The following is a 19,727-nucleotide window of genomic DNA, read 5'->3' on the forward strand; positions in this document are numbered from 1 at the left end:
ACCATGACCAAGCGAACATCGGTGCGGCAGCGCCGGGTCTCCGCGGAGCTGCGGACGCTGCGCATGGCGGCGGGCATGACGTGCAAAGAGGTTTCCGACGGCCTCGGCTTCTCGGAGAGCAAGATCAGCCGCATGGAGACCGGCGACCGCGGCCTCTATGCCGACGACGTCTCCGCCATCCTCGGCTTCTTGCGCGCACCGCAGGACAAACGCCAAGAGCTGCTGCAGCTTCTCCGCGACGGCGAACAACGCAACTGGCACGAGACGAACGGACCGCTACCGCCGCGCTGGAAGGACCTGATTCGCTTCGAGGAGACTGCCTCTGCGATCTCGAACTTCGAGACGATGGTGGTTCCGGGGCTGGCGCAGATTCCCGAATACTCGCGAGCCCTGATTCATGGAGTCAACTCGCAGCTCGCCGACCACGAGGTCGAGCGGTTGCTTGCCGCGCGCGCCACTCGCCAGACGATCGTGAGTCGCCGAGATGGGCCCGCAGTGCATCTGCTTCTCGAAGAAATGGTGTTGCGGAGATCGGTTGGCGGCTCTGAGATCATGGCTGCGCAGCTGGAACATCTATTGCGGATGGGCCGCCGTTCCAACGTCACGATTCAGGTGGTTCCGTTCGCTGCGACACCGCACCCCGGCCTGACCGGACCGTTCGTGGTCCTGGAGTACGCCGACGAACCCGCCCTCGCCTACGTGGAGAGCCGAGGCACCAGCAGCTTCCTCGAAGAAACAGACCTGGTCAGCAGTATTCGTCTTGCCTGGCGTGAGCTTCGTGCCATCGCCATGTCACCAGAGGACTCCTCTCGGCTGATTGCCGATACGATCGGCTTGCCGACACAGGAGGAGCAATCACCATGATGACCCCCGGGTTTCAGCCCGTTTGGCGCAAGAGTTCTTTCAGCACTGACCAGGCCAACTGCGTTGAGGTTGGGGCCTGGCACAAGAGCTCCTACAGCACCTCCGAAGCGAACTGTGTTGAGGTGACCGCCACCCCGTCGATCGAGATCGGCGTGCGGGACACGAAGGATCGTGGTGCGGGTCACCTCACCGTTTCGGCTGAAGCCTGGACCGCGTTCTTGGCGGCTGCTGCTTCCCCTGCCGGGCGCTGATCGAGATCACGTGCTGGTGACACCTTCCGGGTGAGGTTCGCCCGGCTCTCCGCGACCGGCTACCTTCTGCGGGTGGCGTACGGGGAGGATCGGGGATGACCAGCACGGTGACGCGGCCGGAGACGTCTGCGGGCACTGGCGGTACGGGTGCTTCCGCGCCCCCGCCTGAGGAACCGGAGGGCCGCAGCGGCATCGCGGGCTTGCTGGAGCTGCCGGGCCAGGCGGTGCGCGCGGTCGTGAGATCGGCGGCGACCACGCCGGGCCGGCTTTCGGTGATCGCGGTGGGGTTGGTGTTGCTGTCGCTGGTGGCGGGGCTCGTGGGCACGCTGTCGGCGCAGAACAAGGACGACACCATCTCCGGCCTGATCAGCTACCGCGAACCGCTCGCGTCGGCGGCGCAGCAGGTGTTCCGCTCGCTGTCCGACGCGGACGCGACGGCGGCGACCACGTTCCTGTCGGTGGGCACCGAGCCGCCGGAGCTTCGCAAGAAGTACGAGCAGGACATTGCGGAGGCCGGTTCGGCGCTGGCGAAGGCCGCGTCGGACACCACTGATGTGGGTGACGCCGCTCACCAGGTGGACATCCTGAATCAGAAGATCCCCGTGTACACCGGGATCGTCGAGACGGCGCGGGCGAACAACCGTCAGGGCTTCCCTTCGGGTGCTTCGTACCTTCGCGAGGCTTCGCAGCTGATGCGGACGACGATCCTGCCCGCGGCCGAAGCGCTGTACCGCGCGGACACCGACAAGCTCGCCGCCGAGCAGGACGACAGCACCGGGTTCCCGTGGGCGGCCGTCGCGCTGTTGCTGGCGCTGGTGGCGGCGCTGGTCGTCACGCAGGTGTACCTCACGCGCAAGACCAACCGCGTCATCAACATCGGCTTGCTGGTGGCGACGGCGTGCATCGTGCTGTCGATGCTGTGGGGCGCGGTGGCGCTCGTCGTGCAGGGCAGCCTGGTCGGCGCGGGCAAGACCGACGGCAGCTCGCAGGTCGACGTGCTCGCCCGCGCGCGCATCGCCGCCCTGCAGGCCCGTGCCGACGAGACGTTGACCCTGGTCGCCCGCGGCGACGGCGCCAGCTACGAACAGCAGTTCATCAAGCTCGCCGAGCAGCTCGTCGGCGCCGACGGCCAAGGCGGCCTGCTCGGCCAGGCCCGTGACCTCGCCGCCGGCACGCCCGGCCAGCAGAAGATCGAGGCCGCCGAACAAGCCGCGCGCGAGTGGTCGCTGGCGCACCTGGAAGTCCGCAAGCTGGACGATTCCGGGCAGTACCAGCAGGCCGTCGATTTCGCGACGTCCGTCAGTCAAGGCAGTGCCGCGGCCGCGTTCGCGCGCCTTGACGCCAACCTCCAGGACGCCATCGAGGTGTGCCGCCAGGAGTTCCTGGACGACACCCAGGCCGGCGGCAACGCGTTGACGGCCCTGGCCCCCGGTGTCGGCGCCCTCGCGGTGCTCGCGGCGGGCGGCGTGACGGTCGGCGTCCGGGAACGTCTGCGGGAGTACCGGTGACGTCGGGTGCGCGCGTGAGACGGAGATCGACGGCAGCCGGCAGCGTGACCTGCGGACGGCGGAGATTGAGGGAGTACCGGTGATTCGGTCGCGTCACTTGTTCCGGGCGGCCGCATTGGCAGTGGTCGCGGTATTGGCCACCGCGTGCGGCTCGGCAGCTCAGCCGATCGACCTGGCCCCGGTGAGTGACGCGGCCTGGCCGATGCCCGCGGACGTCGGCGGCCCCGACGCCTCCGCCGGCGGCTCGTCCGACACCAGCTGCGACCCGACGGCCAGCCTGTCGCCGGCCGGTGCGTCCGCGTCGTCGCCCTCGGTGGCGAAGATCAAGGCCCGCGGCAAGCTGATCGCGGGCGTCGACCAGACCACGTACCTGTTCGGCTTCCGGAACCCCAAGACGGGCAACCTCGAGGGCTTCGACATCGACATGGTCAACCAGATCGCCGCCGCGATCTTCGGCTCCGCCGAGGGCCACGTGCAGTTCCGGGCGATCGCTTCGTCGCAACGCGAGCAGGTGCTGAAGGATCACCAGGTCGACATCGTCGTCCGGACGTACTCGATCACGTGCGCGCGGTTGAAGGACGTGGCTTTCTCGTCGGTGTACTACGTCGCCGGCCAGAAGATCCTGGTGCCCAAGGCCTCCAACGCCGAATCCCTGTCGGACCTCAAGGGCAAGCGCGTCTGCGCCACCAAACAGTCGACCTCGCTGGCCAAAATCGCCACCGATCCGGCCCACCCCACCGCCGTCTCGGTCGACAACTGGTCCGACTGCCTCATCATGCTCCAGCAACACCAGGTCGACGCCGTCTCCACCGACGACACCATCCTCGCGGGCATGGCCGCCCAAGACCCCACCGTCAAGGTCGCCGGCGCCCCCATGACCACGGAGAACTACGGCATCGGCATCCCCAAGGACCAGCCGGACCTCGTCCGCTACGTCAACTCGGTCCTCGAAACCACCCGCACCAACGGCACGTGGGCTGCCAGCTACCAGAAATGGGTCGGCGCCCGCCTCGGCCCGGCCACGCCGCCTTCGCCGAACTACAAGTAGTCCGATGCGCCGCGCGACTGGGCCTCTCGCGCCTGGCAGGCCCGCGCGAATGGACCGCTTGCGCCGCTCAAACCGTGCGAGGGGACCGTTCGGGTCACCGCTGCGAGTGAGTGGACCGGCCGCACCGGTCCGGGCGCGCGACTGGACCGGTGGCTGCGGCGCGCGCGACCGGACCGGCCGACCCGAATCCGTCCGCGAGTGGTCCAGTCGCACCGGTTCCCAGCTCCGCAGGCGGTTCCGTCGGCCGAGCGCCGGGGTGCGGCAGGTCCCTTCGGGCGGACCTGAGGCGTCTGGGCCCCGGCTTCGCGGTGCCCGACTAGGATCAATGAGGGACTTTTTCCGCGGGGATCTCGGGAGGTAGTTGTGTCGGAGGAGCCGCGCCGTCCTCGGCACGCCGCGCCGGACGAGAACGCGGGTGCCGAGACGCCCTCGTGGACTCCGCCGCCGCCGGTTCGCTGGGACACGCCGGAGCCGTCGGTGTCCGGCCGCCTCGACCCGGCCGCTCGGCCGGACCCCGAGTCGCCGACCGTGATCAACACTCCGGTCTACCGCCCGCAGACCCCCGCGCAGGGGGTGCAGCAGCCGTACCAAGGTGGTCCGGGCCAGCCCGGTCAGCCGCAGGGTGGCCAGGGGCAGCCTGGTTCAGGCCAGCAGATGCCGGGCGCTCCCGGTCAGCAGGGCCCGGGCCAGCAGGGGCAACCCGGCTACCCCCAGCCTCCCTACGGCCAGCAGCCCCCGTCGCAGAACCAGCCCTACCCGCCGCACCCGCAATCCCCGCAGTCCCAAGCCCGCGCGTACCCCCAGACACCCGGCTACCCGCCCCCGTCCCACACGGGCCAGCAGCGCCACCCCGCCCGCCCTGGAACCCAGGGCCAGCCGTACCCCGGCGGGCAGTACGCTCCCGGCCGACCGGCTCCCGAGCAGGCCAACCGCGTCGCCGAGCCCTCTTCGCAGCCCGGCCGCCCGGCGGACCCAGGCGTGACCGGCACCCCGGGCCAGGGCATTTCCGCTCAGCCGAACCGCGCCGCTGAGCCGGGCGCCACCGGCACCCAGAACCCAGGCACGTCTTCGCAGCCCGGCCGCCCCGCCGACTCCGCGATCCCCTGGAAGCAAGTCCAACCAGGGCAAGGAACCCGTACCCCCGAAAGCTCCGCGCAGCAGCCGTCCGACGCAGGAAACCGCAGCAGCGAAGCCACGGACCCGAACCAGAGCAGCCGCCAGCCGTCCGAGCAGGCCAACCGCGTGGCCGAACCGAACGCGACCGACGCCGCCCAGCAGCAAGAATCAGGTCCGCAGCAAGACCCGGCCCACGCCGAAAACCCCGAAGCCAAGCCGGAAGACCCCACCCGACCCCCGGGTGACCTGGCTCCGGTCATCCTCCCGCAGTCGCAGCAGCCGGTCGCACCCGTCGATCCGGCGGCGCCGATGCCCACCAGCGTCCTGGCCAACCCGAGCCCCGGTACGCAGAGCATCATGCCGCCGTCGCCGCGTCTGCAGCCGCAGGAGTCGTTGCCGGATCCGGGCACGGACAGCGTCGTCGCCGCAAGCCGCAGCGAAGGCCACGGCACGGGAACCCGCAGCGAAGGCGGTTCCCAGGGTTCTCAGGGCAGCGGCACCGGCTCGTTCCCCGGAACCTCTCGCCGCACCGGCTCCCGGACCTCCAGCCGGCGCTCCCGCCGCGGCCGTCTCGGCGCGGGGCTCATCGACGTTCCGCCCGTGCCGTACCGCGACCCCGCGACGGCCGTGCTCGCGAACCCCGTCGTCTCCGAGGAAAAACGCTTCTGCGGCAACTGCGGTGCGAAGGTCGGCCGCGCCAAGGACGGCAAACCCGCCACCCCCGAAGGCAAGTGCGACAACTGCGGCACGTCCTTCTCGTTCCTGCCGAAGCTTCAGCCCCACGAGCTCGTCGGCGGCCAGTACGAAGTGCTCGGCGCTCTCGCGTACGGCGGCCTCGGCTGGATCTACCTCGCGCAGGACCACAACGTCTCCGATCGCTGGGTCGTCCTCAAGGGCTTGATCGACACGGGCGACGCGACCGCGATGGCCGCCGCCGCCAACGAGATGCGGTTCCTCGCCGAGGTCGAGCACCCGAACATCGTCAAGATCCACAACTTCGTGCAGCACCCGGACGCGCAGACCGGCAACTCCGTCGGCTACATCGTGATGGAGTACGTCGGCGGCCAGTCGCTGCGGCAGCTCGCGCTGCAGCACCACCGGGAGAGCAAGCGGCCGGAGCCGTTGCCGATCGGGCAGGTCATCGCGTACGGCCTCGAGATCCTCCCCGCGCTGGGCTACCTCCACAGCCAGGGCCTGCTCTACTGCGACCTCAAGCCCGACAACGTCATCCAGACCCACGAGCAGCTCAAGCTGATCGACCTGGGCGCCGTCCGGCGGCTCGACGACTACGAGAGTCCGCTGTTCTTCACCACCGGCTACAGCGCGCCCGAGCTGGCGACGCAGGGCGCGTCGATTTCGAGCGACCTCTACACCGTCGGCCGGACGCTCGCCGTGCTGAGCTTCGAGTTCCAGGGCTACACCACGAAGTTCAAGTCGTCGCTGCCCGGCCCCGACGCCGTGCCGCTGTTCGCGCTTTTCGGTTCGTACTACCGCTTCCTCAAGCGCGCGACGCACGTCGACCCCGACCGTCGTTTCCTCGCCGCCGAGGACATGGCCGACCAGCTCACGGGCGTGCTGCGCGAGATCATGGCGCTCGGCACGGGCAAACCGCGGCCCGCCGCGTCGACGGTCTTCGGGCCGGAGAGCCGCGCGTTCGGCGTGCACCTCGTCGTCCCCGAAGCCGGCACGAGCGTGCCGCTGCCCGAGCCCGCCGAGGTCGTCGCCGGCCTGCCGATCCCGCAGGTCGACACGGACGACCCCGCGGCCGGCGTCCTGGCGACCACCACCGCCCTCGACCCGCGCGAAGCCATCGAAGCCCTCGCCGGCGCTCCGCGCGAGTCCATCGAGGTGCGCCTGCGCATCGTCCGCGCGCGCATCGAGCTGGGCGAGTTCGTGGAAGCCCAGCGCCAGCTCCAGGCGGCCCAGTACCTGGCCATCCGCAACGGTTTCCCGCACGACTGGCGCATCGACTGGTACCGCGGCCTCATCGAGCTGGCCGGCGCCCGCCCGCGCGTCGCCCACGTCGCCTTCGAAGCCGTCTACGACGACCTCCCCGGCGAAATCGCGCCGAAGCTCGCCTTGGCGGTGAGCGCCGAGGGCGTCGGCGACTACTTCGGCGCCGCGCGCTACTACGAACTGGTCTGGCGCACCGACCGGACTTACGTCAGCGCCGCCTTCGGCCTCGCCCGCGTCTACCTGGCCCAGGGCGCCCGCGCCGGCGCCGTCGAGGTCCTGGAGATGGTCCCCGCCACCTCCACGCACTACATCGACGCCCAGGTCGCCGCCATCAAGATCAAAACCCAGTCCGGCGCCGCCTCCGAGCAGTCCCGCATCTCCGAACAGGACCTCCTCGACGCCTCCCTGCGCCTCGAACGCCTCAACCTCGACGCCGAACGCCGAACCCGCCTGTCCGCCGAAGTCCTCGAAGCCGCGTACGACTGGCTTCGCACGCCCTCCGCCCCTTCCCCGGCGGAAACCTCGAAGGTCCTGGGGTATGCGCTTGAGGAGCGCGATGTGCGCTTCGGGTTGGAACGGTGCTACCGCACGTTGGCTCGACTGGCGGGATCGACGGAGGACCGGGTCGCGCTGGTGGACAGGGCAAACTCGATCCGACCGAGGACGTTTACGTAGGCCTGCGTCTCGGGGTGGGCTCTGCCTGGGGCGGACCTTGTGTTGAGTGGGCTCTGTCCGGAGCCCGGTCGTGGGCGCGAGCCCTGGCGGGTCGATTGCGGGCCCTGTCGCGGACCCTGTCTTAGGGGCCCTTGTCGTGGGCGCGGGCCCTGTCGGGGGACGGCTATGTCCGAGGCGGGCCGTGTCTCGGGGGCCGCTGTTCAGGCGGACCTTGTCTTGGGTGGGCTCTGTCCGGGGCAGGCCCTGTCTCAGGAGGCCTCTGCTGGGAGCGGCCTCTGTCCGGGGCTCCTGCAGTGGGCGCGGGCAACTCTCGGGGGAGGGCTCTGTCCCGGGGCGGGCCCTGTCTTGGGAGACCTCCGTCGGGGGCTCCTGCCGTGGGCGCGGGCAACTGCCGGGGGCGGAAGGTGAGCTCCCGCAGCGCGGTTCCGCTCGCGTAGGCCCACCCGGAGTTTGCGTGGCCGGCGCCGTAGTGGGCACGGGCCTTGGCGGGGGAGGCATCTGTCCGGCGGTTCGTGTCGCGGGCCCCGATCCTGGGCGCTCACGAGGCCTTCTGTCCAGCTGTAACCGCTCCGCGGCTGACTCTGCCGCCTCCGCCGCAATCACTCTTCCGGGTTGTGGATAACTGCCCCTCCGGAGGTTCTCACCAGCGTTTTTGTCGGTGGGGGCCGATAGAATGGACTCGGGGACGCCCCCCTCGGGAGGGCGGGGGCCTGTCCTCCTGGCTGGGCCCAGGGCAAAAGAGCCGAGTCGGATGTCCGGCTCTGCGTCAGCCCCAGCAACCCTCGGCACCAAGCCCGCCGTCGTCGTTGCTGCATTGCCGGAGTGTGTGCGGGGCGCGGAAGAAGACCCGTGGCCTGAGTGGGCTGGCCGTGCCGGTGCGTGGGTCCGCTCGGCTTGGCGCAACACTTTCGGCGAGACCTCCACCGGCACCGATGGTGTTCATGCTGCTCGGGCGGCTCGCCGGCGGTTCGCGGTCGGGTAGTCGATCCCGGCCTGCCCGGTGGCCTCTCTAGCGCCAGTACCTGCAAACAGGTCGTTCATACCTCAGCCAATCCCCTGCCCGGCGAACGAGGCCGCCCAAGGGACGGGCCTCGCGCCGATCTGGACACTGCAGCAGCCAAGTTGTGCAGCGATCCCGGAGAGTGGGGACCTGTCCTCCCGGCTGGGCCCACGGGCAAAGGAGCAGAGCCGGCCATCCGGCTCCGCTCCAGCCCCCAGCAATCCCCAGTACCAACCAGCCGTCACAGGCTGCGTGCGTTGATGTCCCCGTACTCCGTCGTCGCCTCGATGGTCAGGGCGGCGTCGCCGGTGTTCTGGAGCGAGTTGCGCACCCGGCCGTAGGACGTGCCCGCGTCCAGGGTGGCCGAGACGCCCGGGGCGGCGGCCACCGAGACGTCGCCGGCCGAGGTGCGCAGCACGACCGAGCCGCGGACGGCTGAAGCGATGTCGATGTTTCCCTTGCCCGTCGTGATCGAAGCGGGGCCGTTGAGGCGGCCGACGGAGACGTCACCGGCCTGAGTGGACAGTCGCAGGCCGGCCGTCTCGTCGAGCTTGACGGCGCCGTGCGAGCCCTCGAACGAGACTTCGCCGAGGCGGCCCACGCCGCGGAAGTCGGCGGCGGCGGCCGAGGCCGAGACGCGCGAGTCGGCGGGCAGTTGCACCGTCACCTCGATCGAGCCCGACGCGCCGAGCATCTGGTTCTTCGCGGTGGCCTCGATGCGCAGCACGCCGTCCGTGAAGGAGACCGTGGTCTGCTCCGCGACCTTCACGTCGCGGGCCTTCGAAGCGTCCGCCGGCCGGACCTCGACGGTGGTGTCCGCGCGGTCCGCGGCGATGACCTGAACACGCCCCGCGGGGATGGCGACGAAGGCGGAGATCGGGGCGGTGGTGGTGAACTTCTGCATCTGGATCAGCTCCTGTGCTCGTTGTTTCTGACATGAGAAACGCTACGTTGCGTTCAAGAATCACGCAACAAACTCGTTGCACAACACCAGCATAAGACCAGCTCAGAGACCCACAATCATTGCAATGGAGTAAAATCTAACGCAACAAAGCCGTTGCAATGAACTGAAACAAAACGCTACGCTGAAGATCCAGGCAACCACCACGAGGGAGAACCACATGCCCGGCGGCCGCCTCACCCGGCAAGAGCGTCAGCAGATCGCGCTGGGCCTCGCCGACAGCCTCGCCTACGCGGAGATTGCCCGGCGCCTCGATCGCCCCACGTCGACGATCACCCGCGAGGTCATGCGCAACGGCGGGCCCACCTCGTACCGCGCCGACCTGGCCCACCACGCCACGGAGCACCGCACCCGCCGTCGGAAGAAAGCCGCACCGCCACAGCAAGCAGTCCCGCAAGCCCACGGCCGCGACGCCGAAGCCGTCCGCGAGTACGAGGAGACGTTCACCGTCCTCCTCATGCAATCCGGCCTGCCCCGGATGGCCGCCCGCGTCCTGACCTGCCTCTACATCAGCGACGACGGCAGCGTCACCGCCGCCGAACTCGTCCGCCACCTGCAGGTCAGCCCCGCGTCCGTCTCCAAGGCTGTCTCACTCCTCGACGGCCTGGGCCTGCTCAGCAGGGAACGCGACGAGCGCCGCCGCGAGCGCTACGTCGCCGACAACGACGTCTGGTACCAGTCCGTCCTCGCCAGCGCGCGCGCCAACGCCCAGCTCGCCGAGACCGCGCGCCAGGGCGTTGCGATCCTTGGCCGCGACACCCCAGCCGCCGCGCGCCTGGAGAACATTGCCCGGTTTGTCGATTTCGTCGGCGAGAGCATCGCCCGCGCCGCGGAGCAGGCCCGCGAAATCCTGTACGCGAAACCCGAGGTCAGGGATTGATCTCCCACTCCTGACCGTCCTGCGCGCGCCGCTGCTTCTCGCGCGCGTCGGCCAGCTTCTGCAACGCCGCCGAGTCACCGTGCGTCGTGAAGTGCTCGAACCCGACCGCCACGAACAGGGCGCGCGCGGTCACGGCGATGGGACCGTCGGGGGCGTCGAGGTGACCGTCGGCGGAAACGTAGATCTTGCGCCCCGCCGTGCCGTCCAGGCGGGCCTCGATGTGCAGGGTCGAGCCGACGGGAACGGGCCGGCGGAAGTCCGTCTCGAGCTTGCCGGTCACGGCCGGGCGCCGCAGCAGGTTGCCGACCGCGCTGCCGAGGGCCTCGTCGAACGCGCACGCCAGCAGTCCGCCGTGCGCGAGGCCGGGCGCGCCCTGGTGGGCGGGCGTCACGGTGAACTTCGACAGCACCGTGTGCCCCTCGCCGACGACCGAACGCAGGCGCAGACCCGCGTCCACCTCGTCGCCGCAGCCGAAACACTCGTCGAAGTGCACGCCGAGCTCGGTGCCGGCGGCGGGGGCCTTCGGGTGCACGGCGGGTGGCTCCACGGACACCGGCGGCCACGGTCCAGAAACACGACTCATGCGCTGACGTTAACCCGCGAGTAGCCGTTCGCGGTACACGGCCTGACCTGCGGTGCGCGTTTTCCTCAGCGCACAGTAGTCGGAAAATTCCGTACGGTAGAACTTTCGCGACTCACGCTGCCGATTAATCCCAGCCGGACAACACTCGGGAAATGAGCTGTATCGGAGCTACTGGGTCGCGTACGAGGAGGTCGTCGCGGGGATGAGTGAGGCAACGGCGAAGAAATCAGACGTCGACCAGAGAACCGTCAAACGGGCAGTCCTCGCGTCGGCGATGGGTAACGCCACCGAGTGGTACGACTACGGCGTCTTCACCTCGGGCGCCATCGCCACGAGCATCGGCACGGTCTTCTTCCCCGGCGAAGGCAACGCTGTGCTGAAGTCGCTGGCGCTGGTCGCGGTCGGGTTCATCGTGCGGCCGTTCGGCGGGGCGTTCTTCGGCCCGCTGGGCGACAAACTGGGGCGGCAGAAGGTTCTCGCGATCACCATTCTGCTGATGTCGGGCTGTACTTTCCTGGTCGGCGTGTTGCCGACGTACGCGGGGCCGTACAGCATGGGCATCGCGGCACCGATCGCGATCTTGTTGCTGCGCTTGATCCAGGGCTTCTCCACCGGCGGTGAGTACGGCGGCGCGGCGACGTTCATCGCCGAGTACGCGCCGACGAAACGCCGTGGTTTCTTCGGGTCGTTCCTGGAACTGGGGACGTTGAGCGGCTACGTGCTGGGCAACGTCGTCGTGCTCGCGGTCACGCTTTCCCTGCCGGCCGACCAGGTCGAGGCGTGGGCGTGGCGGATCCCGTTCTTCGTCGCGCTGCCGCTGGGCCTCATCGGGCTGTACCTGCGGTCGCGGCTCGAGGACACGCCGGAGTTCAAGCGGCTCGAGGCTTCCGGCAACAAGCCGAAGAAGGCGCCGCTGAAGGAGACCTTCACCCGCAACTGGCGGATGATCCTGAACCTGATCGGCATCGTGCTGCTGCTGAACATCGCGGACTACATGCTGCTCACGACCATGCCGACGTACTTCACGGATACGTTGAAGATCAACGACAACACGTCGACGTTGATCATCATCGGCGTGGAGCTCGTGCAGGCCGCGATCATCCTGCCGCTGGGCGCTTTGTCCGACCGCATCGGGCGAAAGCCGTTGCTGATCACCGCCGCGATCGGGTTCCTGGTGCTGAGCTGGCCGAGCATCAAGCTGATGCAGTCGGGCAGCATCCTGTGGCTGATCGTCGGGTTCGGCATCGTCGCGTTCCTGCTGGTGCTGATGCTGGCCGTGATCGGCTCGACCTTCCCGGCCATGTTCCCGACGCGCGTGCGCTACGGCTCGTTCGCGATCGGCTACAACGTCTCGACGTCGCTGTTCGGTGGTACGTGCGGTGTCGTCGTGACGGCCCTGATCCAGGGCACGGGCAACAACGACTGGCCGGCGTACTACCTGATGATCGCCGCCGTGATCGCGCTGGTGCCGATCTTCAAGATCCCGGAGACCTCGCAGGTGCCGATCGAACAGATCGACACGGCGGACACCGGTGGCAAGTTGGCGGGTGCCACTCGCTGAGGCTCTTTGTGTTCGCGGCCCGTCCCCCTTGGTTTCTTGGGGGACGGGCCGCTCTTCTGCCTGCTGTGTCTACCTGCTGTGTCTACTGTGGACAGCTCTGGGGCTGCTCCGCTCAGCGAACCTCGGCAACCTCGACCGGGCGAGGAGCAGCGAAACGCTTGCGCGCCCAAGTCGCCAGCCCACCGGCGACCACAACAGCTACTACGGTTTCGATCATGAGTGCGGCGAACACCATTTTTGCTTCCTCCTCGAGTTCTCGGGCCGGCTCGCTCTTCGTTCGACCGGCTGAGCAGCAGTCCATCGGCGGCCTTGGTCGACCACCACAGGAAACATCGCCACGAGGCGCCCGGATATTTCGCCGAAAACCCACCTGGCCGGGGTGACGTCGACCACCCTGGTTGTGGGGCGGTAACTGTGGTCTGAACAGGGGATTGTCGGCCTCACTGAGTGAGAGGTCTGGGCCGCTGGGGGCTCTGTTTTGTCCCCGACCCGCGCCCCCGGCCCCCGCCCCGGCCCCCGCCCCGGCCTCGGCCCTCGGGCCACCGGCCCCGGCTTCGGCCCCGGGTCACTAGCCGCCCGCCGCCCCCGGCCACACAGCTGGGCACGACCGGCCCACTCGCTCCGCCACCACGACGCGACCGGTCATCTCGCACACTCGACATGGCACTACTGGTCCCCTCACACCGATGCGGCGTGACGGGACCGCTCGTGCCGCCGGAACAGCGCGAAAGGTCCACTCGCAGCACCGACGTGGTTCGACCAGCCCACTGGCCACGCGAACGCGGCTCGAAAGGTCCAGTCGCGCGGCGGTCGTGGCTCGACCGGTCCGTTCGTGCCGGACCGCGCGACAGGTCCGTTGGCGCTGCGAACGCCGCACGACTGGTCCACTCGCACAGCCGAGGTCGCTCGATGGGTCCGTTCGTGCGGCAGGAGCGGCGCGACTGGTCCGCTCGCGCTACTGCGAAGGCTGCACGACCGGTCCACTGGCGCTGGTCGCGCTGCACGATCGGTCCGCTCGCGCCGCGGTGGCGGTGCACGACTGGTCCAGTCGCGCAGCCGAGGCGGCTCGATGGGTCCGTTCGTGCGGCAGGAGCGGCGCGACTGGTCCGCTCGTGTCGGTCGCGCGGCACGATCGGTCCGCTCGTGCTGGTGGCGCTGCACGACTGGTCCACTGGCGCTGGTGGCGCGGCACGATCGGTCCGCTCGCGCCGCGGTGGCGCTGCACGACTGGTCCAGTCGCGCAGCCGAGGTCGCTCGATGGGTCCGTTCGTGCGGCAGGAGCGGCGCGACTGGTCCGCTCGTGTCGGTCGCGCGGCACGATCGGTCCGCTCGCGCCGCGGTGGCGCTGCACGACTGGTCCAGTCGCGCAGCCGAGGTCGCTCGATGGGTCGGTTCGTGCGGCAGGAGCGGCGCGACTGGTCCGCTCGCGCCGATGTCGCGGCACGATCGGTCCTTTCGCGCGGGTGACACGGCGCGGCCGGTCCACTTGCACCGGTCAGTCGGACTCAACGGTCCACTCGTGCGGGCGGCGGTGTCTCAGCGGGTCGTGGCGATCGGGGGTGCGCTCGCGTGCGTGGGGATTGTGGTGGCCGACGGCGGAAGGCGGACGGGCGTGCGCGGGCTCGACGGAAGGGACGCCGGCGGCTGGCCCGGCGCCTGGACCGCGGAACGGCTCGGCGTCGGGGCACCGGGCGGACGGGCAGTCGTGTCGGCGGTGGGTGGGGCGGTCGGCAGGGAGCTCGACGGGGGAGGCGTCGGCGCGATGGTCGACACGCCGGGGCCGGCGGGCTGGGCGGGCGCCGTCGGGCCGTGGCGGCCGACGGCCAAGCTCACGGCGAGGCCGGCCACGACGAGGACCGCCGCGGTGGCCACGGAGCTGCCGGCCACGGCCAGGCGCTTGCGGCGGCGTCGGATGCGGGCGCCGTCGCTGATGACGTCGGCGGCGGAGAGGGTGAGGGGTGGGCCGTCCGGGAGGGTGGAGAACAGGGCGCGGACGTCGGTGTCGGAGCTGGTGTCGGCATCCGAGCCGAGGTCGAAGCCGGGGTTGGAGATCGAGCCGAAGTCGGGATGCGAGTCGTAGTCGAAGTCGCGGCCGGAGCCAGCGCCAGCCGAGGTGCGGCTGGAGCCAGAGGTGTAACCAGAGCCAGCTGAGCCAGAGGTGCGGCCAGAGCCCGAGCCAGCTGAGCCGGAGCCAGCCGAGCCGGAGCCCGAGCCCGAGCCGGAGCCAGCTGAGCCGGAGCCCGAGCCAGTCGAGTCGAAGTCGCGGCCATGGCCTTCCGAACCGAAGCCACCTGAGCCCATCGAGTCGCCGCCGAAGCCGTCAGATCCGCCTGAGCCCGAGCCGCCAACCCCGCCGGAGCCCCAGCCGTCAGCTGCACCCAAGCCGTCAACGCCACCAAAATCGCGGTTCACCAGAACAGTCACCTCCCTCCAGGAACAGCCATGGCCGCGAAGTGCGGGCCCAGCCGGTTGCGCAGAGTGGCCAGGCCGCGGGCGGCCTGGCTCTTCACCGTGCCGGTGCTGCAGCCGAGGGTGGCGGCCGTCTCGTCGACGGACAGGTCCTCGAAGTAGCGCAGCACCAGCACGGCGCGTTGACGGGGCGCCAGCACCGCGAGGGCCTGGCGCACCAGCATGTCGTGTTCGGTTTCGGTGTCCGTGGTGGGGACGTCGGGGGGTGCGTCGGTCAGGCGTTCCCGTTTCCAGCGGCTGCGGCGGTTCTCGGCGAGGAACGTGCGCAGGACGATCTTGCGCGCGTACGCGTCCAGGCTGTCGTGCCGGGACAGGCGCGGCCACGCGAGGTACAGCTTCAGCAGCGCCGCCTGCGTGAGGTCCTCGGCGCGATGCCAGTCGCCGCACAGGAGGTACGCCGTGGCCCGCAGGCTGTGCGCGCGCTCGCCGAAGTACCGGGCGAACTCGCCGTCCCACGGCGAGCTCGGCCCGGACACCGGACGGGAGCGGGAGATCACCTGCGCGATCAGCCCCAGATGTCCGGCAGGTCCAGGTCACCGGTCGGCCCCGCGGGGATCGCCGTGGGCACGCGCACGCCGCCCGGCGCCGTCACGCCCGGAGCCTGCGGCGGCACGCGCGACGGCACCGCGGTCGGGGGCGCCACCTCGGTCGGACGCTGCGTCGGCAACGTCGGCCGCGTCGCCTCCGTCGGCGGCGCCTGGACAGGCGCGCTCGGCTGCGCCGTCGGCGGCGCCGGCTGCGCGAACGCCACCGCCCCACCCGTCACGGCACCCCCGGCCAGCAGCAACGCCCCGACACTCAACGCGAAACGAATACGCACAACAGCTCCTCAACTCACGAGCACCCCGGTCGGCGGCGCCTCTTCTGCCCTAGTCATGCCGCCGGCGCCACGGCGGGTTGCATCGAGTTCGCCAAGTTTTTCCCGCACCCAGCGCCGACGTTCGCGCCCGGATCGCGACGACTGCGCCGACACCCCGCCTCACCCGATGCGCGGCCAAGCCGGGCCGCCGTGCCCACCGGCACCGGCTGGCCCGTGATCGACCATGCCCCACACCACGCTCGGCCAAGCCGAACGGCTGGTCCCGTCGGCACCAGCCGTCCCGTCGGGCTCCATGATCTTCCGCGGCCAGGCGTCGACGTGCACCCAAACCGGGCCCCGCTGGCCACCGGCAACCGTCGGCCCGCCGGACACCGCAGTCGACCACCCGAGAACTCGGGCCCAGTTCCTGACCCGGTCACAAGGTCCGCAACTCAACCGCGCGCCCTGACCGCAAGCGCTTGCGCCTCCCAGAACGACCCCACCAACGACAAACGGCCGGAGGCACCAACCCCCGGCCGTTCACCGAAAACCGCGAAAACTCACACTGCCGACAACTTGCTCCACGAAGCCCAGTCGTACGTCCAGTCGCTGTAGTCGCCGTCCTTCGATGTCAGGGTCTGGGTGCTGCCGGTGATCTCCACCGGGTCGCCCGGCAGGACGCTGTCGTAGTAGATCTTCGCGTTGGCGGGCGACAGGTTGAGGCAGCCGTGCGAGATGTTCTTCTTGCCCTGTGCCCAGATGGAGCCCGCGAGGCCGTGGATGAACTCGCCGTTGTTGGAGATGCGGACGGCCCACGGGACGTTGACGTCGGTGTAGCCGTAGCGCGGGTTGCTCATCGAGTAGGTCGCGTGCTTCGACATGACCACGTGCACGCCGCTGTGGGTGACGCGGCCCGGGTCGGAGTCGAGGCCGTAGCTGACCGGGAAGTCCATCACCTGCTTGCCGTCGCGGATGACCTGCATGCGGTGCTGCGTGGTGTTGCCCTTGACGATCTGCGAGCGCCCGATCTTGAAGCTCGCGGAGAGGTCCTGGCGCCCGTACGTGCCGCCGCCCATGGGCACGCCGTAGATGTTCGCGTTCACCTTCACTTCGGTGCCCGGCGCGAAGTACTCCTTCGGCCGCCAGTGCACGGAGGTGTCGCCGTTGAGCCAGGCCCACGAGCCCTCGGTCTTCGGCGTGGTCTCCACCGACAGCGCCTTCTCCACCGACGCCTTGTCCTTCACGGCGCTCGGGAACGTCAGCGCGATCGGCATCGCGATGCCGTACGTCTGGCCGTCGCCGACGTTCAGGCTGCCCGCCATCTGCCGGCGCGGCTTCACGGTGGTGAAGGTGCCGCTGATCTGCACCTGCTTGCCGTCGCTGCCGGTCGCCTGGCCGGACCAGGTGTACGTCTTGCTGTAGCCCAGGTCCTCGGTCGTGGACCAGCTCGTCTTGTCCGCGGACGGCTGGCCCTGCACCTGCTTGCCGTCCGGGTTCGTCAGCGTGACGGAGTCGATCGTGCCGTCCGCGACGCTCACCTTCACCGGATCACCCGGCGCCACGTCCTTGGCGTTCGCGGCGGGCGCGAGCGTGATGCTGGCCGGCTTGGCGACCGGCGCGGCCTTCGTCGGGCCCCCGCCCGTGTTGCCGCTGGCGCTCACGGTGGCCGGATCGCTGCTGCACGCACCGAGCGCGAGCGCGGCGACGACCCCCAGAACCGCGATGCCCGCTCTCCGGCGCGCGAAGTTTCGGATAGTCACACCGATCCCCAATCTCCCCTGGACAACCCCAACCACCCAGACGTCCCGAAGAGCCCGAACGTTGATCGATCGAATAGTGACCAATGTCACACCGACCCTCATCATGCTCACGTACGGGGTCCAGACGACTCCGGGACGTGCACGGTGATGTCCGGCGCGGCCGTGCTCGATCAGCGTAACCGGCACCACTGACAGCGCTGCGTAGGCGGCGATACGACGTTCCGGTGACGTGCGAGTCTGTGAACCGATCCGCGAGATCACGGGCTTCAGATTTGGCCAGATCCCGGTAGGCTGCTGAGCAGGCCGTCGTTTTGCGTGTTCGTGGCTTCACACTCGCGGAACTTCTGACGCGAGCCGTGGGGCCCGACAGCTCTTCGCTCGACTCGTTGGAACCGCCCGGGACGGCCGGGGTGCCGCTTCGGTGGCATTCGAAGCGGATCTGTTACGAGGAGTACAGCGGTGGCGCAAGGCACTGTGAAGTGGTTCAACGCGGAGAAGGGCTTCGGCTTCATCGCTCAGGATGGCGGTGAGGGTGACGTGTTCGTGCACTACTCGGAGATCGACGGGCGCGGCTTCCGCACCCTCGAGGAGAACCAGCGAGTGGAGTTCGAGGTCGGCCAGGGCCAGAAGGGCCCCCAGGCCCAGAAGGTCCGCCCGATCTGAGACAGGCCCAACGCGTTTTCTCAGGCCTGAGTAAGGAACTCCCGGCGAGTCGCTCGCCGGGAGTTTCTTTTTGTTGTTGTGTGACACCGTTTTGTTGACACAGCGTGGTTTCCCTGACGCAGCGTGACTTCCGGTCACGGAAAAGCCCCCGGCGCTGGTGCACCGGGGGCTTTCTCGGCTGTGTTCGTCGCGCTTCGGTCAGCGGGGGAGAAGCGGTTCGTCGAAGGAACCCTGGGGGAAGCTGAACTCGTCGGTCATGGCGTCGGAGTGCCGGCGATCCTGCGCCGACGCGGCCTGGCCCTCCCAGGAGAGGCGCTCCAGGATCCACTCCATCGCCAGCGCCTGCGGGGAGATGTCGCGCTCGTTGGCGATCTCCTTGAGCTGCTGGCTCGCGATGAGGTTCATGCGCAGCTGGTAGACCTGCGCTTCGCCGAAGCGCTTGCCGGTCCCGGTGCTTTCGGGGTCGGAGTCCGGAGCGAGAGCCGCGAGGTAGCTGGTGAGCTCCTTGTCCTCGACGACTTCTTCGCCCGCCGGCTTGGCGGCGTTGCGGTGCCGTCCGGACGAGACGGCCTTGAGGTTCGTACGGCTGCCGAGGCGGCCGAGTGAGGGAAGAGGCACCCGAACACGATAACGGTTGGGTCTCGGCAAACAAACGACTGTGAGACACAACACAAGCAATTCGGTCGCTCATTGAGCCTATTCGATCACCTGAACAGCCCAGCGGTAAACGCTGTTCAATGACCGTCTGTGGATGTGCTGTTCACGCGTTGCACAAGGCGGGTTTCAGCAGGCCAGCACGCAAAAGCGCAGAAATGGAGAGACCCCCGCGCCAGGGGGAGGAACGCGGGGGTCGGAGGGGATCTCCACAGGCGCTGACCGGGGGTGTGTCAGCACCATCGATTGTTGCACGAGTTCCGGGCTTGGGCGAGTGGAACCCGTGAGAAATCCACACTCCGGTTCACATTCACGATCTTGTGAATGTGTCCGGCGATTGCGCAGGGTTGTGCGGAGAGTGTTCCCAGGTTCACTCTCCGGGGGGCTGCCTGTGGCGCTTTCCTCTGGTTAGCCTCGCGGCCAGTTGTTCAGAACCGGGCGGAGGGGCCATGAGCGGGTCTGTGGAAGTTCGACAGTTCCTCCTTCGGTACGAAGGTGCCGATGGCGGAAGCACGTCGCTGACCGGCGGCGGCGTGCCGGCGCAACGCGGGGCCACCGACGGCCAACGCGTCTCCGACGACCAAGTGCGGCGCGCCCGCCTTGCCGTCGCCAACGGCGCACTGGGGGTCGAGGACTGCGCCCAGCTGTTGGAGATGCTCGGCCTCGATCTCGACGAGGGTGGACAGGCGCCGGTTCAGCGCTGAGGTCTGCCGTCGGGTGGGGTTCGGGCCGTGCGGTGGTCGGTGTGGGCTGTCGTGTGACTTGTTGACGGATCTCGAGGCGTCTTGGGTGTCTCCGGGTTGATCGACGCCCGGTTGGGGGCGACGGCCGGCCGGCTCGCCCCGCCGGCGCGGAGGATCACTGTTGTCGCAGGTCATGAGCTTGCCGGAGAGTTAGTCACCCCCCGGTGTGAGGCGGTGGGGGCGTGCCCTATGCTTGTAATCGCTCCCGGGGGAACCTGAGAGCGCGGTCGGTCGGT

16 protein-coding genes are annotated in these 19,727 nt (G+C 69.3%); 9 read left to right on the forward strand and 7 right to left on the reverse strand.

All coding sequences use genetic code 11. The features are described from left to right. The first annotated feature begins 3 nt into the window (after positions 1-3). From AB0878_RS07980 to AB0878_RS08000, 5 genes are all read left to right on the forward strand, one after another. Positions 4-864 carry a helix-turn-helix transcriptional regulator gene (locus tag AB0878_RS07980; protein ID WP_366577632.1) on the forward strand — a complete coding sequence of 287 codons (861 nt, stop codon included), beginning with the start codon at positions 4-6 and terminating at the stop codon, positions 862-864. Further along, complete coding sequence (locus AB0878_RS07985) at positions 861-1,115, forward strand: DUF397 domain-containing protein (protein ID WP_366577634.1); 255 nt, start codon at positions 861-863, stop codon at positions 1,113-1,115. Before AB0878_RS07980 ends, AB0878_RS07985 begins: the two co-directional genes overlap by 4 nt. A 95-nt stretch (positions 1,116-1,210) precedes the next feature. Beyond that, complete coding sequence (locus AB0878_RS07990; RefSeq protein ID WP_366577636.1) at positions 1,211-2,623, forward strand: hypothetical protein; 1,413 nt, start codon at positions 1,211-1,213, stop codon at positions 2,621-2,623. Positions 2,624-2,702: 79 nt separating this feature from the next. Beyond that, positions 2,703-3,671: a glutamate ABC transporter substrate-binding protein gene (locus tag AB0878_RS07995; protein ID WP_366577638.1), complete on the forward strand. Its 969-nt coding sequence runs from the start codon at positions 2,703-2,705 to the stop codon at positions 3,669-3,671. Positions 3,672-5,096: 1,425 nt separating this feature from the next. Further along, positions 5,097-7,418 (forward strand): tetratricopeptide repeat protein, encoded by a 2,322-nt coding sequence (locus AB0878_RS08000; protein WP_366577916.1) that lies wholly within the window; start codon positions 5,097-5,099, stop codon positions 7,416-7,418. Positions 7,419-8,659: 1,241 nt separating this feature from the next. On the opposite strand, the gene AB0878_RS08005 is transcribed toward AB0878_RS08000, so the two are convergent. Next, a complete protein-coding gene (locus AB0878_RS08005) occupies positions 8,660-9,322 on the reverse strand; it encodes a DUF4097 family beta strand repeat-containing protein (RefSeq protein WP_366577640.1) in 663 nt (220 codons plus the stop codon). 217 nt (positions 9,323-9,539) lie between these two features. Between AB0878_RS08005 and AB0878_RS08010 the strand changes: the two genes are divergently transcribed. Beyond that, on the forward strand, positions 9,540-10,259 hold the full coding sequence (locus AB0878_RS08010; RefSeq protein WP_366577642.1) for a helix-turn-helix domain-containing protein: 720 nt from the start codon (positions 9,540-9,542) through the stop codon (positions 10,257-10,259). On the opposite strand, the gene AB0878_RS08015 is transcribed toward AB0878_RS08010, so the two are convergent. Next, on the reverse strand, positions 10,249-10,842 hold the full coding sequence (locus AB0878_RS08015; RefSeq protein ID WP_366577644.1) for a PaaI family thioesterase: 594 nt from the start codon (positions 10,840-10,842) through the stop codon (positions 10,249-10,251). The genes AB0878_RS08010 and AB0878_RS08015 overlap by 11 nt on opposite strands. Positions 10,843-11,044: 202 nt before the next feature. Between AB0878_RS08015 and AB0878_RS08020 the strand changes: the two genes are divergently transcribed. Then, positions 11,045-12,403: an MFS transporter gene (locus AB0878_RS08020; protein ID WP_366577646.1), complete on the forward strand. Its 1,359-nt coding sequence runs from the start codon at positions 11,045-11,047 to the stop codon at positions 12,401-12,403. A gap of 1,536 nt (positions 12,404-13,939) precedes the next feature. Here AB0878_RS08020 and AB0878_RS08025 read toward each other — a convergent pair. The 4 genes from AB0878_RS08025 to AB0878_RS08040 form a co-directional block, all read right to left on the reverse strand. Continuing rightward, the gene (locus tag AB0878_RS08025; RefSeq protein ID WP_366577648.1) at positions 13,940-14,704 is read right to left on the reverse strand and encodes a hypothetical protein; all 765 of its coding nucleotides are present in this window, start codon (positions 14,702-14,704) and stop codon (positions 13,940-13,942) included. 119 nt (positions 14,705-14,823) lie between these two features. After that, positions 14,824-15,369 (reverse strand): SigE family RNA polymerase sigma factor, encoded by a 546-nt coding sequence (locus AB0878_RS08030; protein ID WP_366577650.1) that lies wholly within the window; start codon positions 15,367-15,369, stop codon positions 14,824-14,826. Positions 15,370-15,377: 8 nt separating this feature from the next. Next, positions 15,378-15,692 carry a hypothetical protein gene (locus tag AB0878_RS08035; RefSeq protein ID WP_366577652.1) on the reverse strand — a complete coding sequence of 105 codons (315 nt, stop codon included), beginning with the start codon at positions 15,690-15,692 and terminating at the stop codon, positions 15,378-15,380. 539 nt (positions 15,693-16,231) lie between these two features. Continuing rightward, positions 16,232-17,431 carry an Ig-like domain-containing protein gene (locus AB0878_RS08040; protein ID WP_366577654.1) on the reverse strand — a complete coding sequence of 400 codons (1,200 nt, stop codon included), beginning with the start codon at positions 17,429-17,431 and terminating at the stop codon, positions 16,232-16,234. A 459-nt stretch (positions 17,432-17,890) separates the two neighbouring features. Between AB0878_RS08040 and AB0878_RS08045 the strand changes: the two genes are divergently transcribed. After that, entirely contained in the window at positions 17,891-18,094 is a 204-nt protein-coding gene (locus AB0878_RS08045) for a cold-shock protein (RefSeq protein ID WP_020669570.1), read from the forward strand. 198 nt (positions 18,095-18,292) lie between these two features. Here the strand turns inward: AB0878_RS08045 and AB0878_RS08050 are convergent, their stop codons facing one another. Then, positions 18,293-18,712, reverse strand: a complete 420-nt coding sequence (locus AB0878_RS08050; RefSeq protein ID WP_364044635.1) for a hypothetical protein — start codon at positions 18,710-18,712, stop codon at positions 18,293-18,295. Positions 18,713-19,197: 485 nt separating this feature from the next. Here AB0878_RS08050 and AB0878_RS08055 point away from each other — a divergent pair, with 485 nt between their 5' ends. Then, positions 19,198-19,452, forward strand: coding sequence for a hypothetical protein (locus AB0878_RS08055; protein WP_360602346.1), 255 nt, complete (start codon positions 19,198-19,200; stop codon positions 19,450-19,452). The last annotated feature ends 275 nt before the right edge of the window (positions 19,453-19,727 follow it).

Source organism: Amycolatopsis sp. NPDC047767 (genome assembly GCF_040704195.1).
In the GTDB taxonomy this organism is placed as follows: Bacteria; Actinomycetota; Actinomycetes; order Mycobacteriales; family Pseudonocardiaceae; genus Amycolatopsis.

Bases quoted from the DNA above. Each gene is read 5' to 3' on its own strand.
- AB0878_RS08025 (WP_366577648.1), bottom strand. From the start codon at position 14,704: ATGGGCTCAGGTGGCTTCGGTTCGGAAGGCCATGGCCGCGACTTCGAC.
- AB0878_RS08005 (WP_366577640.1), bottom strand. From the start codon at position 9,322: ATGCAGAAGTTCACCACCACCGCCCCGATCTCCGCCTTCGTCGCCATC.
- AB0878_RS07985 (WP_366577634.1), top strand. From the start codon at position 861: ATGATGACCCCCGGGTTTCAGCCCGTTTGGCGCAAGAGTTCTTTCAGC.
- AB0878_RS08020 (WP_366577646.1), top strand. From the start codon at position 11,045: ATGAGTGAGGCAACGGCGAAGAAATCAGACGTCGACCAGAGAACCGTC.
- AB0878_RS07980 (WP_366577632.1), top strand. From the start codon at position 4: ATGACCAAGCGAACATCGGTGCGGCAGCGCCGGGTCTCCGCGGAGCTG.
- AB0878_RS08010 (WP_366577642.1), top strand. From the start codon at position 9,540: ATGCCCGGCGGCCGCCTCACCCGGCAAGAGCGTCAGCAGATCGCGCTG.
- AB0878_RS08015 (WP_366577644.1), bottom strand. From the start codon at position 10,842: ATGAGTCGTGTTTCTGGACCGTGGCCGCCGGTGTCCGTGGAGCCACCC.
- AB0878_RS08000 (WP_366577916.1), top strand. From the start codon at position 5,097: ATGCCCACCAGCGTCCTGGCCAACCCGAGCCCCGGTACGCAGAGCATC.
- AB0878_RS08055 (WP_360602346.1), top strand. From the start codon at position 19,198: ATGAGCGGGTCTGTGGAAGTTCGACAGTTCCTCCTTCGGTACGAAGGT.
- AB0878_RS07990 (WP_366577636.1), top strand. From the start codon at position 1,211: ATGACCAGCACGGTGACGCGGCCGGAGACGTCTGCGGGCACTGGCGGT.